The following is a 17328-nucleotide window of genomic DNA, read 5'->3' on the forward strand; positions in this document are numbered from 1 at the left end:
CGCGGCTGGAGTCAGCATGGCGCACCCCCTCACCCCCACGCAGCACCTCCCCTTCGCGCACGGCGGCGGCGCCGTCGTCGGGATGCTCTCGACCTTCCCGCCGACCCGCTGCGGCCTCGCCACCTTCTCCCAGTCGCTCGGCGACGCGCTTGCTGCGGAGCACGGCGCGACGATCCGCACCGTCCGGGTGATGGACGAGCTCGCCGTCCCCGGCTCGGCCGTCGGCCGGAGTGTCGTCGCCGAGCTCGTCGCGGGCGACCCGGCGAGCATCGCGCACGCCGCGGCGGAGCTGAGCCGCAGCGACGTCGCCGTGATCCAGCACGAGTACGGCATCTACGGCGGTCCGGACGGCGACGAGGTCCTCGCGCTGATGGAGCAGCTCACGGTCCCGGCGATCGTCGTCCTGCACACCGTCCTCGAGACGCCCAGCGACTCGCAGCGCTCGGTGCTGGAGCGGGTCGCCGCCCTCGCCGACGCGGTCGTAGTGATGACGGCCGTCGCCGCCGAGATCCTCGAGCGCCGCTACTCCGTCGAGACCCGCAAGGTCGGCGTCATCGCCCACGGCGTGCCGGTCTGGACGTGGGGCGCCGAGCGCACCGCGCCGCGCGCCGACTCCGGCGACACCCCGCAGATCATCACCTGGGGCCTGATCGGCCCCGGCAAGGGCATCGAGTGGGGGATCCGCGCCACGGCGCTCCTCCGCGACGCCGGCGTCGACGCCCGCTACACGGTGTTCGGGCAGACGCACCCGAAGGTCGTCGCCTCGCACGGGGAGGCGTACCGCGAGTCGCTCGCCGCGCTCGTCGCCGAGCTCGGTCTCGGCGACCGGGTCGTCCTCGACGGCCGCTACCTCGACCCGGCCCAGCTCGCCGCCGCGGTCGCGGAGGCCGACGCGGTGCTGCTCCCCTACGACTCCCGCAACCAGGTCACCTCCGGCGTGCTGGTGGAGGCGCTCGCCGCGGGGCGCCCCGTCGTCGCGACCGCGTTCCCGCACGCGCTCGAGCTGCTGACCGCGCCGCGCGGCCGCACCGTCGCGCACGAGGACCCGGCGGCGATGGCCGACGCGCTGCGGGAGGTGCTCGCCGGGGCCGCTGTCACCGCGCCCGACACCACCGCGCTGCCCTCGTCGGCACTGCCCTCGTCGACACTGTCCTCGGAGGCGCTGTCCTGGCCCGCCGCGGCCGGCCGCTACCTGGACCTGGTCGAGCGCCTCCGGGTGGAGCGCGCGGCGTGACCTCCCGAGCGGACGGCACGGCGCCGGTCCTCTCGACCGCACTCCCCTACTCCCACCTCGACGCGCTCACCGACGCGGGCGGGCTCTTCGAGCACGCGCTGCTCGACGTGCCGCGGCGCGAGCACGGCTACTGCGTCGACGACGTGGCGCGCGCGCTGATCGTGGTGGCGCAGGAGCCGGAGCAGTCCGAGGTGACGCGGCGGCTGACCGAGCAGTACCTGCGCTTCCTCGAGCGCGCGAGTGCCGCGGACGGCACGGTGCGGAACCGCGTCTCGGCCGAGGGCGACTCCCCGGAAGAGCCGTCGCTCGGCGACTGGTGGGGCCGCGCCGTCTGGGCCGCCGGCGTCGTCGCGGCGCGAGCGGAGCTGCCGCTCAGCCGGCACCGCGGGATGCGTCTGTTCCAGCGCCTCGCCGCCCGGCGCTCCCCGCACCTGCGCGCGATGACCTCCGCTGTACTCGGCGCGGTCGAGGTGCTCGAGGCGCATCCCGAGAGCGCCGCCGCCGCGCAGCTCGTCGCGGACGGCTCGGCGCTGCTGCACCACGCGGCCGAGGCCGACTGGCCCTGGCCCGAGCCGCGGCTGCGCTACGCGAACGGCTGTCTCCCGGAGGCGCTGCTCGCGGCCGGCGCGGCGCTCGGCGACCCCGTGCTGCTCACGCGAGGCTTCCACCAGCTGGCGTTCCTGCTCGCGCTCGAGTCCGGCGAGAACGGCCTCTCGGTCTGCGGAGTCGCGGGCCGCGGCCCCGGCGAGACCGGCGCGCTCTTCGACCAGCAGCCGATCGAGGTCGCGGCGCTCGCGGCCGCCTGCGCCCGCGCGCTGACGATCGAGGAGGACCCGCTCTGGCGCGACGGCCTGGCCGCGTGCTGGGCCTGGTTCCGCGGGGTGAACGACTCCGGGACCGTGATGATCGATCCGGTCACCGGCGCCGGCTACGACGGCCTGACGCCGACCGGCCGCAACGAGAACCGGGGCGCGGAGTCGACCATCGCGGCCCTGCACACCTCGCTCGTCGTCCGCCGCGCGGAGCTCGCGCAGGCGGCCGCGGCGTGACGGGCGTGCCGGGAGTCGCGGGCCTGCGCGTCGGGATGCTCGCGCCCGTCGCCTGGCGCACCCCGCCGCGGCACTACGGGCCGTGGGAGCGGGTGGCGAGCCTGCTCACCGAGGGCCTGGTGCGCCGCGGGGTGGACGTGACGCTGTTCGCGACCGGCGACTCCGCGACCGCCGGCCGGCTCGCGAGCGTCGTGCCGGTGGGCTACGCCGAGTCCGGCGCCGACGGGCGGGTCCAGGAGTCGCTGCACATCGCGCAGGCGCTCGCCCGCTCGCGGGAGTTCGACCTCGTGCACAACCACCTCGACTGGCTGCCGCTCGCGCTCGCCGCGCAGTGGCCGGTGCCGCTGGTGACGACGGTGCACGGCTTCTCCGGCCCGGGCATCCTGCCCGCGTACCGCGAGGCGCTGCGGCACCCGCTGACCGCGAACCTGGTGTCGATCTCGGAGAGCGACCGCTCGCCCGAGCTCGACTACGTCGCCACGGTGCACCACGGGATCGACCTGTCGGAGCTGCCGTTCTCGGCGCAGCCCGGCTCCGACGACCTGGTGGTCCTCGGCCGCATCCACCCCGACAAGGGAACGGCGGAGGCGGTGCGCATCGCCGCCGACGCGGGCCTGCGCCTCGTGATCGCGGGCATCGTGCAGGACGAGCGCTACTGGCGCGAGGAGGTCGAGCCGCACGTCGACGGCGACCGGGTCGTCTACGCCGGCTCCGTCGGGCCGGCCGAGCGCGCGGCGCTGCTCGGCTCGGCGGTCGCGATGCTGCACCCGATCGGCTTCGACGAGCCGTTCGGCCTCTCGGTGGTCGAGGCGATGGCCTGCGGCACCCCCGTGATCGCGTACCGGCGCGGATCGATGCCCGAGATCGTCGACGAGGGCGTGAGCGGCTTCGTCGTCGACTCGGCGGCGGAGGCGGTCGCCGCGGTGCCGCGCGCCCGCCGGCTCGACCGCGCGCGGGTCCGCGAGACGGCCGTCCGCCGCTTCGCCGTCGAGCGGATGGTCGACGACTACCTCCGCGTGTACGCACGGGTGCTGGGGCGCTGACCCCCCCCTCCTCGCGAGATGCCAGTTATGACGCGATTCCACGGCGTGTCGAGCTCATAAGTGGCATCTCGCGCGGAGGGTGTCGAGGTGCCTCCGATCGCGATCCGCCCCTACACCGAGTCCGACGCCGCCGGAACCCTGGCCGTCTTCCTCGCCGCCGTCACCGAGACGGCCGCCGCCGACTACTCCCCCGAGCAGATCCGCGCCTGGGCCGGAGAGCGCGACGTGCCGACCTGGCATTCCGCGATGCTGACGCGGAACGCCTTCGTCGCGATCATCGACGGCGAGCTCGCCGGCTTCTCGGACGTCAGCGCCGACGGCTGGATCGACATGATGTTCGTCGCCCCGCGCTTCCTCCGCCGCGGCGTCGCGAGCCGCTTGCTCGCCGAGGCAGAGTCGCAGGCGCCGGCTGCGCCGGAGCTGTCGGCGGACGTGAGCATCACCGCGCGCCCCTTCTTCGCGCACCACGGCTTCGTCGCGGTCGCCGAGCAGCACCCGGTGCGCGCGGGCGTGGAGCTCGTGAATTGGCGGATGGTGAAGCGGCGCGGGTGAAGCGCGGCGCGGATCAGGCGCCACCGGACTGCGGTCGGACATCGACGCGTCTATCGTCCGTCCATGCGAGTGGGCGTCTACATCGATGGGTTCAACCTCTACTACGGAGCGCGCCGGATCTGCGGCCGCGGCACGACGGGGTGGCGCTGGCTCGACCTTCGCGCGCTCGCCGCGAGCCTCCTCAACGGTCCCCGCGCGGGATGGGGTGCGGTATCGAGCACGCGCATCGTCTTCTGCACCGCACGCGTCAGCGGGGCCTCTCATCCGCAGGGGCAACGCGATCAGGACACCTACCTCCGTGCACTGCAGCGGCATGGATCCATCGACGTCCTCGCTCTCGGGAGCTACGTCTCGCGGGTGGCGACCGCTCCACTCGCGACGCCGGACCGACGCGGGCGACCGGTCCTCAGCACCCCCTCCTGGCCGCTGATGATCAGGGACCGGGACGGAGCCGACGCCCCAGGAGCCACCTTCATGGCCTCGATCGCCCGACGGGAGGAGAAGGGATCCGACGTGAACGTCGCCTCGCACCTCCTGATCGATGTGCTGGAACGCTCGGTCGACGCCGCCGTCGTCATCAGCAACGACAGCGATCTCGAGTTCCCCATCCGCGTAGCGCGTCGTCGCGTGCCGGTCGGGGTGGTCAACCCCACTCCCGCCTACCGCGCCGGCGCGCTCGCGGGAGAACCCGGCGAGGGTGCGGGCAGTCACTGGTGGTACGAGCTGACCGACCACGACCTTCGGAGTTCGCAGCTTCCCGAGCGGATCGACAGGCTCTCCCGACCAGACGGTTGGTGACAATCCGGCGCCACGTCGCCGCCCGCAGGCGGCGTTCGGCTATGCTTTCCGGATACCACCCGGCCCCTCTGGGGTCGGGTTTTCTCTTTGTCCCGCCTGGTGGACGGCGGGTCAGGCCGTCTCGGGCGCCCGCAGCGTCGGCGGCACCAGGCCCTCGGCCGCCAGCAGCCGGGCCGCGCCGAGGGTCGCGAGGTCGTCGCCGTGCGCGCCGATCAGCTGCGCGGCCAGCGGCAGGCCGGACACCGCGCCGAGGCCGATCGGGAGCACCGTCGACGGGCCCATGGCGAGGTTCGCCCGGCAGCTCCAGCGGCCGATCGCCCGGCGGTCGGCCTCGGCGAGCGGGAACGCGGGCGCCGCGAACGGCACCACCGGCGCGAGCACGACGTCCACCCCGGCGATGGCCCGCTCCCACTCCGCGCGCAGCCGCAGCTGCTCGTCCCAGTCGGCCCAGACCTGCGCCACCGGGGCTCCGGAGCCGCCGGGGTAGCTGATCTCGTGCAGGACCAGCCGGTCGAACAGCGCCTCGGCCTCCGCGGTGCCGAGCACGGACGGCCCGAGATCGACCACCGTCGCGCCGGCGGCGCGCAGTCGCTCGGCGAGAGCGGCGAGCGCCGCCGCCGTCTCGTCGTCGACCGGCGCGCTCTCCTCCGCGAGCCACAGCCCCACGGTCAGCTCGCTCAGCCGGGAGAACCGCGGCTCGGGCAGCGCGAGCCGCCACGGTCCGGAGGAGACCGACCCGGCGAGCACCGCGAAGAGCGCCGCGGTGTCGTCGGCGCTCCGGGCGATCGGCCCGGCGGCGGACGCGGAGGGCTCGAGCCGGGTGCCGACCGGCCAGGGCAGGTGCCCGCGCTTGGAGACCACTCCGCTGCTCGGCCGGTGCCCGCAGACGCCGTTCCAGGCGGCCGGCACGCGGATCGACCCGGTCAGGTCGCTGCCGAGGTCGCCCCAGGACAGGCCGGACGCGACCGCGGCGGCGGACCCGCCGGAGGAGCCGCCCGCCGTCAGCTGCGCGCCCCACGGATTGACCGCCCGGCCGTGCAGCGCGCTCGCGGTGTCGAACGAGTCGAGGAACGGCGGCACCGCCGTCTTGCCGAGGATCACGGCGTCGGCGGCCCGCAGCGCGGCGACCGCCGGGGCGTCCGCGACGGAGCGGTGCACGCTCTCCGCGGTGCCGACGCTGCCGTCGAGCCCGGCGACGTCGAACGAGTCCTTGACCGTGATCGGGACGCCCGCGAGCGGCCCGAGCGGCTCGCCCCGCCGGCGGCGCTCGTCGACCGAGGCGGCGGCGCGGAGGACCGCCTCCTCGTCCCACGCCACGACCGTGCCCGACTGCGCGGCGATCGCGGCGAGCCGATCGGCGGCGACCTCGACGGCCGACACGGCCCCGACGGCGAGTGCGGCGCGCAGCTCGGCGATGCTCCCGACGCTCACGCCCCGGTGCTCGCGACCGCCGCCCGCTTCAGCAGGTGCCCCGCCGCCGCGTCCGCTGCGAGCCGCGCGACGCACGCCTCGAAGTCGCCGAGGACGACGGTGCTCGACGAGGACAGCATCAGATTGAACGGCGCGCCGAAGTTCTCGACCGTGAAGCCGTCCGCGTCGGTGAAGCCGCCGGCGCCGTCGGGGGTGACCGGTCCGAAGAAGTCGCGGGTGCGCTCGACCGCGGTCGCCCCGTCGGAGGCGTAGACGTAGCTGGCCTTGCCGCGCGCGACCGCGTAGCCGACCTCGAAGCAGGTGCCCGCGTCGGGGTCCGGGCCGCGGAAGTGGTTGAGGTTGGCGAGGATCGCGTCGGCGCGCTCGATCATCGCGATGTTGTTCGCGTAGATCAGATCCGCGAGCGCCTCGCCCTCGAGCGCGGGTCCCTGGTCGGCCTCGGCCTGGTCGGCGTCGGCGCCCTTGTCCAGCGGCGAGATCGGCTCGAGCCCGTAGCGGCGGCAGGTGGCGCGCATCCGCTCGGCGATGGCCGGCCCGTCGGGTGCGAAGACCTCGAAGCCGGCGAGGTAGACGCCGACAGCGGGCGTGGTGGTGGCGGGGGTGGTCATGGCGGTGCCTCTTCCGTGATCGCGACAGCAGGATCGGGAATGTCGCGATGACGAGGAGCCCCGCCTGTCGTTTTTCCCGTGCCCGTCGACACTATGCGGCGGCGGATCACCGACTCGTTTCGCCAGGTTTCGGGCGCGTAAACCTTCCGTCGTCGGTTCGTCGGGGCGCGCAGGGGCCGCATAGGGTCCTTCGGAGACGGTCCCCCTGATCCGTCGCCCGCGGCCGTCCGCCGCTGCCCCGCCCCGCCCGAGGAGTCCCGCCGTGCCCGAGTCCACGCCCCTGCACCGCCTCAGCGGTGCCTGGCGTCTGGGCACCTGGCGGCTCTCGAACTCGCGCGCGCCCGCCGCGGGCTGAGCCGGCACCACCCCTCCTCCGCGCACCGACGGCTCCGTCGTGCGCGCTCCCGACCGCGCCCTGCCGCGGTCCGTCGCGGACGCCTCCAGCGCGCCCGCACCTCCTCTCGAGCGCTCCGCGCTCCCCTCCCCGTGAAGGTCGTCATGCCCGCACCCCTGCTCCGCCGCGCTCCCCGCGCCGTCCTCGCCCTCCTCGCCGGCGCCTGCACCGTCGGCCTCCTCGCCGGCTGCGCCGGCTCCGACAGCTCCGCGTCCGAGGGCGGCGGCACCCAGGCCGCCACCCTCCAGCTGGGCTGGATCGCCAACGTCGAGAACATGGGCCCGTTCATCGGCGAGCGCGACGGCGACTACGCCGACGCCGGTGTCGACATCACGATCACGCCCGGCGGCCCGAGCACGACCGTCGAGCCGCTGGTCGCCAGCGGCAAGGCGCTCGTCGGCCTCTCCTCCGCCGACGTCGTCGCCCGCGCCCGCAACGAGGGCGCGCCGCTGGTCATCGTCGGCGCGACCCTCCAGGTCAACCCGATGAGCATCATGTCGCTCGCCTCGTCGCCCGTGAACACGCTCGACGACCTGGTCGGCTCGCGCCTGTGCATCCAGACCTCGGGCGTCTCGATCATGGACGGCATCCTCACCGCCAACGACATCGAGCCCTCGGACGTCGAGTACGTGACGGCCGACTTCGACCCGTCGCCCCTCGTCGCGGGCGACTGCGACGCGTTCGTCTCCTTCCTCAACAACCAGCCGGTCACCCTGAAGCTGCAGGGCATCGACACCGTCGCCTTCCCGCTGAGCGACTACGGCTACGAGGCCTGGGGCAACGTGCTCTTCACCACGGAGGAGGCGCTCGCCGACGAGACGCAGCGCGCCGCCGTCAAGGCCGTCGTCGAGGGCACCGTCGCCGGCTGGACCACCGCGCTCGCCGATCCCGACGACGCGGCCGCCTACGTCGTCGACGGACCCGGCAAGAGCCAGAACCTCGACCTCGAGCAGCAGAAGCTCGCCGCTAAGGCGTTCGTCCCGCTCGTGCAGACCGCCGAGACCGAGCAGAACGGCCTCCTCACGATGAGCCCCGAGGGCATCGCCGCGAACATCGCGACCCTCGAGGGCCAGGGTGTCGAGGGCGACCTCGACTCGCTCTTCGACACCTCGATCCTCGACGAGATCCACGCCGGCTGACGCCGCGCCCACCCTTCTCCAGCGACACGCTCCTCCTGAAAGCGAGACCACCCATGCCCGTGCACTTCTCCGAAGACCCCTGGACCCGCGTCACCTCCGTCCGCGGCTACCCCGCCGACGAGCTCATCTCGACCCTGCAGAAGTCGATCCGCCGCGGCGACACCCAGCTCGCGCTGCTCGTCGGCCGCGAGATGTTCGAGTCCAGCGCCGACCTCGAGGAGATGATGTGGGCCCGCCTCAACGTCGTCTCCTGCGAGGACGTCGGCGACGGCAGCTACTCCGAGCCTGTCGTCGTCAACAGCCTCTACCTGATGCACCAGCGCCTCGACCGCTCGTTCGGCGACCGCTGGCTCTTCGCGACCCACGCGATCCGCTTCCTCTCCGAGCGCACCAAGGACCGCACCTCGGACGAGCTCGCGAACCTGACCATGCACCTCATCAACGCCTCCGAGAAGCCGTTCGAGATCCCGGAGTACGCGCTCGACGTGCACACCCGGCGCGGCCAGCTCGCCGGCCGCTCGGTCGACGACTTCTGGGGCGACGGCGGCGGCTCGGAGCTGGTCAACGAGGTCGCGGGCCGCGACAGCGCGCTGAAGGACGAGATCCTCCGCCTCCGCGCCGCCGGGGAGTGGAAGGCGTGACCCTCGGCCTCTCCGCCGCGGGCGTCGTCAAGGAGTTCGACGTCGGCCGCGGCACGGTGCGCGCGCTCGACGGCGTCGACCTGGAGACCCGGGAGGGCGAGTTCACCGCCCTCCTGGGGCCCTCGGGCTGCGGCAAGTCGACGCTCCTGCGGATCTTCGCCGGTCTCGAGGGCGTGAGCGGGGGCGTCGCGCAGCTGCACGGCGCCGACCCGGAGCGCGCCCGGATCGACCACCGCGTCGGAGTGGCGTTCCAGGACTCGGCGCTGCTGCCCTGGCGCAGCGCCGCGTCCAACATCGCGCTCGCCTACGAGGTGTCGGGGCGGCGCACCGACCGTGCCGCGATCGCCGCGCTGATCGAGCTGGTCGGCCTGACCGGCTTCGAGAAGGCCAAGCCCGCGCAGCTCTCGGGCGGCATGCGCCAGCGGGTGTCCCTCGCTCGCGCGCTGGCCATGGAGCCGGACGCGCTGCTGCTCGACGAGCCGTTCGGCGCGCTCGACGAGGTCACCCGGCACCGGCTGAACCTCGAGCTGCAGCGGATCTGGACCGAGCGCGCCACCACGACGCTGCTCGTCACCCACAGCATCAGCGAGGCCGTGTTCCTCGCCGACCGCGTGGTGCTGATGGCGGCGCGGCCGGGCCGGATCGTCGAGATCGTCGACATCGACCTGCCGCGCCCGCGCACCGCCGAGCTGCAGCAGACGCCGGAGTTCCACACCTACTGCGACCGGCTCTCGCGCGGCCTGTTCGGCGAGACGATCGCGGCGGGAGTGCCGCGGTGACGGCGCTCGCCCCGCCGGAGCAGCCGAGCACCCGCACCAGCGCCGTGCTGATCCGCCGTCGGCCGCGCGGCGTCGTCGGCCGCGTGGTCCCGATCCTCGGGCTGATCGCGCTGTGGTGGCTCGTCGCGCTCGTCGCCGCTCCCCTGCGCGTCGTCCCGACGCCGTGGGCCGTGGTGGGCGCGTTCGTCGACGACCTGTCCGTGCTGCCGATGAACGTCGGCGCGACCCTCGCCAACGCGGGCATCGGCTACGTCGTCGGCAACGCGGTCGCCGTGCTCGCCGCGATCCTGTTCGTCCAGGTCCCGTGGACCGAGCGGGTGCTGCTCCGGATCGCCGTGATGAGCTTCTGCGTGCCGCTGGTGGCGATCACGCCGATCCTGGTCGTGGTCTTCCCGGGCGACATGCCCAAGCAGATCCTGGCCGGGCTGTCGGTGCTGTTCACCACGCTCGTGTCCTGCCTGCTGGGCCTGCGCTCGGTGAACGGCGCGACGGTGGACCTCGTCCGCTCGATGGGCGGCTCGGACCGCGTCGTGCTGCGGAAGGCTCGGCTGACGGCGATGCTCCCGGGCCTCTTCGCCGGCCTGCAGATCGCCGCGCCCGCCGCGATCCTCGGCACCATCCTCGGCGAGTACCTCGGCGCCTCCCGCGGCCTCGGCGTGATGCTCGTGCAGGCGCAGTCGTCGTTCCAGGTGCCGCGGACCTGGGCGGTCGCACTGACGATGTCGGCACTGGCCGGGCTCGTCTACTTCGCGGCCGGACTGATCGGGCGCGCCGCCACTCCGTGGGTCTCGCGCGACGTCTCGACCGCGGTCGGCCAGAGCATCGCGACCGCCTCGGGGCTGCGCGGCGGCCGGAGTGCCGTGACGGCGCTCCTCGGGCTACTCGGCTCGATCGCGGTGGTCGTCGCGGTCTGGTGGGGCGCGATCCTGGCGTTCGATCTGTCGCCGTACTTCGCGAAGACGCCGCTGGACGTGCTGACCCATCTCTTCGCGGATCCGGACGCCGCCGAGAATCGGGGGCTCATCCTCGACGGCCTGGCGATCACCCTCCGCGACGCCGGGGTCGGCTACGTCATCGGCACCGCCCTCGCCTGCCTCGTCGCGGTCGGGATCGTGCTGTCGCGCTGGGTCGAGCGCACGGTGCTGCCGGCCGCCGTGGTGATGCGCTCGATCCCGCTCGTCGCGATGACCCCGCTGCTCGCCCTCGTCTTCGGGCGCGGGCTGCTCGGCGTGACGGTGATCGTCTCGCTGGTGACCTTCTTCCCGACCCTGGTGAGCGTCGCGGCCGCCCTGCGCGCCGCGCCGGTCCTCGCCTGCGACCTCGTCGTCTCGATGGGCGGCTCGACGGCGATGGTGACCCGGAAGGTCCGCCTGCTCTACGCCCTGCCCGCGATCTTCGCGTCGGCCCGCATCGCCGTCCCGGGCGCCTTCGCGGGCGCGACGCTGGCGGAGTGGCTCGCGACGGGCGAGGGCCTCGGCAGCATGCTCGTCCGCGACTACGCGGCCTCGCGCTTCAGCGCGCTGTGGTCGGAGACGGTGGTCGTGGTCGCGGTGGCCGTGGCGCTGTACGCGCTCGTGAGCATCGTGGAGCGCCCGGTCGTGCGGCACTTCGCGACAGGACAGGGCTGAGGGGCCGCGTGCCCGCCGGACGGGGGGCGTCAGGCGGCCCTGCCGGGGGCGCCGGCCGCTTGTAGGCTGCACCACCATGGGGAATCATCGACGCTCGTCCCGCCTGCTCACCGCGCTGCTCGCCGCCGCCGTCGGGGTCGGAGGGGCCCTCGTCCCCGTCACCGCGGCCACGGCCGCGGACGACGCGACGACCTCGACCCAGTCGACCCAGTCGGTCGAGACGGGCGCGCTCGACCCGTCGCTCGACCGTGCCGACCAGGGGCTGCCGCCGCAGTCGACCCAGGTCTACAGCGAGGGCCAGACGAAGAGCTTCCGTGCCGACTTCATCGTGAGCGACGCGAACTTCTTCGACAGCGACGCGATGACGACCCAGCAGGTGCAGAACCTGCTGAACGACAAGGGGAGCAGCTGCACGACCGGTGTGGACGTCCCCTGCCTGAAGAACTTCTCGCAGCGCACGAGCTCGAAGCCCGCGGACGCGATGTGCAGCGCCTACGCCGGAGCGGCGAACGAGAGCGCGGCGTCGATCTTCACCCGCGTCGGCGCGGCCTGCGGCATCAATCCGCTGGTGCTCGTCGTGCTGGTGCAGAAGGAGCGCAGCCTCGTCACCACGACGACGCCGACCGCGAACGACTACAACAAGGCGACCGGGTTCAACTGCCCCGACACCGCCGCCTGCGACCCGGGCTCGGCCGGCTTCTTCACCCAGGTGTACAGCGCGGCGCGCCAGTTCAAGCGCTACGCGAACCCGCCCGGATCCGGCTCGAACTTCACGACGTACGCGCCCGGCAGGACGCCGTCCATCGCCTACTACCCCGAGTCCCGCTGCGGCTCCTCGCCCGTCACCGTGCGCAACCAGGCCACCTCGGACCTCTACTACTACACGCCGTACCAGCCCAACCGCTACGCGCTGACCGGGCAGGGCGACGCCTCCTGCGCCACCTACGGCAACATCAACTTCTGGTTCCTCTTCAGCGAGTGGAACCCCGCGGGCACCCTCGCCAACGCGGGCATCGCGCCGGTCGGCCAGGTCGACGGACCGCAGATCTCCAACAACACCCTCACCGCGACCGGCTGGACCGTCGACCCGACCACGCAGCAGGCCGCGCTCAGCGTCACCGTCACGATCACCGCTCCCAACGGGTCGCGCACCGTGCGCACCGTGAACGCCGACGGCGACCGCGGCGACATCTCCTCCCGGGAGTACCCGGCGGCCGGCCGCCGCCACGGCTACACCGCCACGGCCCCCGCCTCGGCGACCGGCACCTACACGGTCTGCGCGAGCGCCGCCTCCGTCGGCTGGAACCGCTGGGTCGGCACGGGCGACTCGCGCGGTCCGGGCTCGAAGGACCTCGGCTGCTCCTCCGTGCAGTACCAGGGCGGGAGCAGCACCAGCCGCGACGTCCTCACCGCCGGCGGCGAACTGCGCCGGGGCCAGCAGCTGACCTCCGCCGACGGAGCCTCCCGGGCGGCGATGCAGGGCGACGGCAACCTCGCCGTCTACTCGCGCACCGGCGTGCGCTGGGCGGCGGGCACGCAGCCCGACGGCGACCGCCTCGTCATGCAGACGGACGGCAACGCCGTCGTCTACACGGCCTCCGGCCGGGCGGTCTGGGCCTCCGAGACCGCGGGACAGCCGGGTGCGCGGCTGGTCATGCAGAACGACGGCAACCTCGTCGTCTACTCCACCTCGGGCCGCGCCCTGTGGGCGAGCGACTCCGCCCCGAAGCCCGCGAGCGGCGACACGCTGGCCGCCGGCAGCCGCCTGACCGCCGGCCAGAAGCTGCGCTCGAGCGACGGGACCAGCGAGGCGGTCATGCAGACCGACGGCAACCTCGTGGTCATCACCCGCGGCACCCCCCGCTGGGCGACCGGCACGACGGGTGCGGGCAACCGCCTCGAGATGCAGGCGGACGGCAACGCCGTCGTCTACACCACCTCCGGCTCCGCCCGGTGGGCGACGAACACCAGCGGGAACCCCGGGTCGAAGCTGGTCATGCAGAACGACGGCAACCTCGTGCTCTACTCGCGGGACGGCCGGGCGATCTGGGCCAGCAGGGGCTGATCGGGGCCTGCGGGCGCTGATCGGGGTCGGCGGGCGCTGATCCGGGCCTGCGCGGCGCGGATCGTGTCCCGCTGACGCCGACGTCGATGACGGACCGCCCAGCTTCTCGCACCCGGACCGTGTGAGGATGTTCCGGCGCGAAAAGTGGGCGCTCCGTCGTCCCACGTGAGCGCAGACCGGGCGCCGCTCGTCGGCGTGCACCACCAGCCCGACCAGACTGCGAGAACCGTGACCCCGACGATGTCCTCCTCTCCGAACCAGAACCGCTGCTCTCCTGAGCGGAAGCACTGCCTCCCGCATCGGGCCGGCCGCACGACCGACCGGTCACCGCGACCCGACGACCGGAGCGGACGGTGACCGCGGGACGCCCGGACCCCGGGTCGCCCCTGGGCAGGGGCCTGGGCCGCGGCCGCCGGCTCGTGGGACGCGGTCTCGGCCGTCTCTACGACGTCGCGAGCCGCCCGAGCTCGCGGCGGGCCGAGGAGGAGCGCGCGTCCCGGGACGAGGCGGAGGAGGCCCGCTCCCGGCTGGTCCTCGACCAGCTCGCCCAGGTGACGCGTCAGCTCGCCGAGGTGACCACCGCCGTCGAGGCGCTGCAGGGCCGGATCGCCGAGATCGAGGCCGGCGACGACCGTCGGAGCGCTCGGCTGTCCGAGATCACCGAGGCGACCGAGGGGAGCGCACGGCACCTCGAGGACCTGATCACGTCGACCGCGCGCGAGAGCACCGAGGTCCACCGGGCCCTCATCGACTCCATCGCCCTCCTCGGGCGCGCCGTCTCGTCCGCGGCGACGGACGACGGGGCCGGCCGGTGAGCAGCGGCGTCTTCGTCGACCTGACCCCGACGCAGGATCAGCTGCACTCCGAGCGCGGGATCGCGGTCTACACCCGGGGCCTCTTCGCCGCGATCGAGGCGCTCGAGCCGGGTGCCGTCGAGGCGTTCGTGCTCGCCCCCGGCGCGGGCACTCCCCCGCTGCCGGCCGGGCTGCAGGAGTCCGGTCGCGTCGTGACGACGCAGCCCGGCGAGCTGCCGGACGCGCGACTCTGGCACATCCCTTCGCCCTTCGACACCTCTCACGACCCGTTCCGGATCCTGAACCCGCGACGCGTCCCGTACGTCGTGTCGCTCTTCGACATCATCCCGTTCGTGTTCGACGACGAGTACCTCCGCCTGCCGTCGGCCCGGGCGCGCTACCTCGCGCACGTGGAGCTGGTGCGCCAGGCGGATCGCGTGCTGTGCATCTCGCAGGCGGCGGCGGACGAGGCGATCGAGCGCCTCGGGCTGGACCCCGACCGCGTCGTCGTGACGGGGATCGCCGTCGAGGAGCACTTCGCCGCCGACGTGCCCGCCGAGACCGCGTGGGAGCGCGCGGCGGCCGACGTCGAGGGGCTCCGCGCGGGCTTCCTGATGTACACCGGCGGCAGCGACCTGCGGAAGAACATCTCGGGACTCCTGCGCGCCTACGCGCTGCTGCCGAGCGACACCCGGCGGGCGCACCAGCTCTGCGTCGTCTGCCGCCTCGATCCTCCGACCCGGCACCACTACCGGACGATGGCGGCCGAGCTGGGGATCGCGGACGACGTGCTCCTCACCGGGTACGTCGAGTCCGAGACCCTCGCGGCGCTGTACCGGAGCACAGAGCTGTTCGTGTTCCCCTCCTTCTACGAGGGCTACGGGCTGCCCGTCGCCGAGGCGCTCGTCAGCGGCGCGCCGGCCGTCGTGTCCGACAACTCCTCCCTGGTCGACCTCGTGCCGATCGACGCCGCCAGGTTCGATCCCCACGACGACGCCTCGATCGCCGCGGCCATCCGCCGCGGTCTCGAGGACGAGGCGCTGCGCTCCGAGCTGCAGGCGCTGTCCGGCACGATCCCCACCACCTGGGACGGCATCGCCGAGGCGACGATCGCCGTCTACCGGACCGTGCTCGACGAGGCGGTCGCGCCGCCGCGGCGGACGCACCGCACGGCGGTCGTCGCCGAGGTCGCGCTGCTCACCGGAGCCGAGCGGGAGGCCGCCGCCGTCCAGGTCCGCGCCCTCGCGCTGCAGGGGCCGGTGACCTTCTTCGAGGACGCGTCCAATGAGCGCATCGCCGGGGCGTCCTCCTACGTCCACCTCGCCGCGTACCTCGTCGCGGAGTCGATCGACGGACCGTTCGACGACCTCGTCCAGCTGACGGGGCGGGCGCCGCAGCCCGGCGCCGACGCCCTGCGCGCGCGGCTCCGCCGCGGCCGCGCGCTGGCGCTGGACGCGCCCGCGCCGCCCGCCTAGCGCCTCCCCGCCGCTGAGTCGCCTTCCCGCCACTGAGTCGCCCGAGAAGGCTCGTTCCCACCCCCGAGAACGAGCCTTCTCGGGCGAGTCAGCGCTGCAATTCGAGGACCGCCTCCACGCTCAGGTCTTGGCGGGCGAGCCTGTCCTACACACGGTCGCTTTCAGCGAAGAGGCGGATTCTCCGCTCTAGCCCACCTGAAAATCCTCGGTGCGAAGGTTCGCTCAGAACTCGAAGACAGTGTCCGGGTCGTCCCAAGCGGCTCGCAGCTCGGCTAGATTCCCGAGATCGGCGAGCGGAGACGTGCGGGCGACCTCGACGATGCCGCCGACAACGATCTTGAGCGCCTCGCCGTCTCCGGAGCGGAGTGCGATGCCGAGCCCCGCGAAGAGCTGACGATGCGTCTCTCGCCGCTCCTCGAACACGCGATCGAAGTAGTCCTTCAGGACTCGCTCGGACGCTTCGATCCGAGCGACTTCGGTTTCGCGGTAGGTCTTCAGCTTCTCCCGCTTCGTGCTCTCCACTTCGTGGATCTGCACTGCCTCGCGCGAGGCTTCGACGAGCTGTGTCAAAGCGCCGAGAGCATCAGCCGCCGTGAACTTGCCCGCGACGGCGGTGACCACCCGTCCCACCTTCGACGACTCGGACGTCTGCCTCTTGATCTCATCAACCATGGTCGCACTCCTTCTCTTGCCTGCGGTAAGTGAACACGAGTTCTCCGGTCTGTTCGTCAAGTGCGCCGTTCTCGTCCGCGATAGGTGCCGTCGCCACGCCACGCACTGCCGTGACGAGGATCACGGCCGCCTGGAACCGCTTCGCGTGCATATCGGCGTCGAACGGCTCCGACTCAAGTACGTCGATCGCGTCGACCGTCTGCTCGATGAGCCTTATCAGGATCGCGTCGATCTCCTGCGCCCGCGTCTGTAAAGCCTGCAAGAGTTCGTCGCGCTCATTCAGTCGAGCGATCTCGATGTCGATCTCGGTCTGATGGATCGCAGCGTCCGTCTTCGCCTTCGTTCCGCGGTTCTTGACCGTGATCCCCGCGAGGAGGAGCGAAGGTCCGACGATCGCCACGTTCAACATCACCGCTCCGAGAGCCATTCCGCCACCACCGGCGGCAAGCGCACCTCCGCCGAGCCAAGCCATCGTCGCGCTTGTTGCGGCCGCTCCGCTCAAGCCGCTGATCGCGGTGCCCGTACCCGCCGTTGCCAAGGTCGTGACACCCATGCGCATCGCAACCGGCGTCGCCACTCCCGCGATCGTCGACCCGACGACACCCCGCACCCATCCCGCGAGATCCCTGTCGAGACGGGTCAGCCCTACGACCGGCTTCTCGGTGCCATCGAGTCCGTCGAGGATCAGATGCTCATGAGCGCGGACCTGCCGAGCGTTTCGCTCCAGGAAGGCCCGCATTCGGAAAATGACCTCCTCCTGCGCTCGATACTGCGACCGGCCCAGCTCCTGCAACGCATCGTTGGTCTTTTGCACCTCCGCGAGATGCTGGTCATGCCTCCCGGCGTACTTGGCCGCGTGGGCCTTCATGTCGGCCTTCGCCTGCTTGATCTGCGCACCGCCCCAGACGCCGACAGCACCGCCTCCAGCACCGGTCACGGCGGTGGCGACGATAATGACGAGAGGAATGAGCGGAAGGACCACAGCGGCTTCTCCTGGGTAGTTGGCAATCCGCAGATCAGGGGAAT

General features: G+C 73.0%; 16 protein-coding genes. 12 read left to right on the forward strand and 4 right to left on the reverse strand.

Translation table 11 applies throughout. The features are described 5' to 3' along the window. The first annotated feature begins 16 nt into the window (after positions 1 to 16). The 5 genes from EDF17_RS18775 to EDF17_RS18795 all read left to right on the forward strand — a co-directional run bounded on the left by EDF17_RS18775 (position 17) and on the right by EDF17_RS18795 (position 4676). Positions 17 to 1234: a glycosyltransferase gene (locus EDF17_RS18775; protein ID WP_123444469.1), complete on the forward strand. Its 1218-nt coding sequence runs from the start codon at positions 17 to 19 to the stop codon at positions 1232 to 1234. Continuing rightward, positions 1231 to 2283, forward strand: coding sequence for a glycosyltransferase (locus EDF17_RS18780; RefSeq protein WP_123444468.1), 1053 nt, complete (start codon positions 1231 to 1233; stop codon positions 2281 to 2283). Before EDF17_RS18775 ends, EDF17_RS18780 begins: the two co-directional genes overlap by 4 nt. Further along, positions 2280 to 3326: a glycosyltransferase family 4 protein gene (locus EDF17_RS18785; protein WP_243732974.1), complete on the forward strand. Its 1047-nt coding sequence runs from the start codon at positions 2280 to 2282 to the stop codon at positions 3324 to 3326. Before EDF17_RS18780 ends, EDF17_RS18785 begins: the two co-directional genes overlap by 4 nt. 87 nt (positions 3327 to 3413) lie before the next feature. Beyond that, entirely contained in the window at positions 3414 to 3878 is a 465-nt protein-coding gene (locus tag EDF17_RS18790; protein ID WP_123444467.1) for a GNAT family N-acetyltransferase, read from the forward strand. Between the two features lie 63 nt (positions 3879 to 3941). After that, a complete protein-coding gene (locus tag EDF17_RS18795) occupies positions 3942 to 4676 on the forward strand; it encodes an NYN domain-containing protein (RefSeq protein WP_123444466.1) in 735 nt (244 codons plus the stop codon). Between the two features lie 111 nt (positions 4677 to 4787). On the opposite strand, the gene EDF17_RS18800 is transcribed toward EDF17_RS18795, so the two are convergent. Then, positions 4788 to 6107 carry an amidase family protein gene (locus tag EDF17_RS18800; RefSeq protein ID WP_166649747.1) on the reverse strand — a complete coding sequence of 440 codons (1320 nt, stop codon included), beginning with the start codon at positions 6105 to 6107 and terminating at the stop codon, positions 4788 to 4790. Further along, entirely contained in the window at positions 6104 to 6715 is a 612-nt protein-coding gene (locus EDF17_RS18805; RefSeq protein ID WP_123444464.1) for a nucleoside 2-deoxyribosyltransferase, read from the reverse strand. The genes EDF17_RS18800 and EDF17_RS18805 overlap by 4 nt, the downstream gene beginning before the upstream one ends. A gap of 498 nt (positions 6716 to 7213) precedes the next feature. On the opposite strand from EDF17_RS18805, the gene EDF17_RS18810 reads away from it, so the two are divergent. From EDF17_RS18810 to EDF17_RS18840, 7 genes are all read left to right on the forward strand, one after another. Then, the gene (locus EDF17_RS18810; RefSeq protein WP_133672162.1) at positions 7214 to 8248 is read left to right on the forward strand and encodes an ABC transporter substrate-binding protein; all 1035 of its coding nucleotides are present in this window, start codon (positions 7214 to 7216) and stop codon (positions 8246 to 8248) included. 53 nt (positions 8249 to 8301) lie between these two features. After that, positions 8302 to 8889 (forward strand): AAA family ATPase, encoded by a 588-nt coding sequence (locus tag EDF17_RS18815; protein ID WP_123444462.1) that lies wholly within the window; start codon positions 8302 to 8304, stop codon positions 8887 to 8889. Continuing rightward, a complete protein-coding gene (locus EDF17_RS18820) occupies positions 8886 to 9668 on the forward strand; it encodes an ABC transporter ATP-binding protein (protein WP_243732975.1) in 783 nt (260 codons plus the stop codon). The genes EDF17_RS18815 and EDF17_RS18820 overlap by 4 nt, the downstream gene beginning before the upstream one ends. Continuing rightward, a complete protein-coding gene (locus EDF17_RS18825; RefSeq protein WP_123444460.1) occupies positions 9665 to 11296 on the forward strand; it encodes an ABC transporter permease subunit in 1632 nt (543 codons plus the stop codon). The genes EDF17_RS18820 and EDF17_RS18825 overlap by 4 nt, the downstream gene beginning before the upstream one ends. A gap of 76 nt (positions 11297 to 11372) precedes the next feature. Then, a complete protein-coding gene (locus EDF17_RS18830; RefSeq protein WP_123444459.1) occupies positions 11373 to 13361 on the forward strand; it encodes a hypothetical protein in 1989 nt (662 codons plus the stop codon). A gap of 353 nt (positions 13362 to 13714) precedes the next feature. After that, positions 13715 to 14176 (forward strand): hypothetical protein, encoded by a 462-nt coding sequence (locus EDF17_RS18835; protein ID WP_123444458.1) that lies wholly within the window; start codon positions 13715 to 13717, stop codon positions 14174 to 14176. Further along, positions 14173 to 15630, forward strand: a complete 1458-nt coding sequence (locus EDF17_RS18840; RefSeq protein ID WP_123444457.1) for a glycosyltransferase family 1 protein — start codon at positions 14173 to 14175, stop codon at positions 15628 to 15630. Before EDF17_RS18835 ends, EDF17_RS18840 begins: the two co-directional genes overlap by 4 nt. A 222-nt stretch (positions 15631 to 15852) precedes the next feature. Here the strand turns inward: EDF17_RS18840 and EDF17_RS18845 are convergent, their stop codons facing one another. Together EDF17_RS18845 and EDF17_RS18850 are read right to left on the reverse strand one after the other, a co-directional pair. Continuing rightward, positions 15853 to 16302: a hypothetical protein gene (locus EDF17_RS18845; RefSeq protein WP_208110658.1), complete on the reverse strand. Its 450-nt coding sequence runs from the start codon at positions 16300 to 16302 to the stop codon at positions 15853 to 15855. Then, positions 16295 to 17284, reverse strand: a complete 990-nt coding sequence (locus EDF17_RS18850) for a hypothetical protein (protein ID WP_123444456.1) — start codon at positions 17282 to 17284, stop codon at positions 16295 to 16297. Before EDF17_RS18850 ends, EDF17_RS18845 begins: the two co-directional genes overlap by 8 nt. Between the last annotated feature and the right edge of the window lie 44 nt (positions 17285 to 17328).

This window comes from Rathayibacter sp. PhB1 (assembly GCF_004362935.1).
In the GTDB taxonomy this organism is placed as follows: Bacteria; Actinomycetota; Actinomycetes; order Actinomycetales; family Microbacteriaceae; genus Rathayibacter; species Rathayibacter festucae.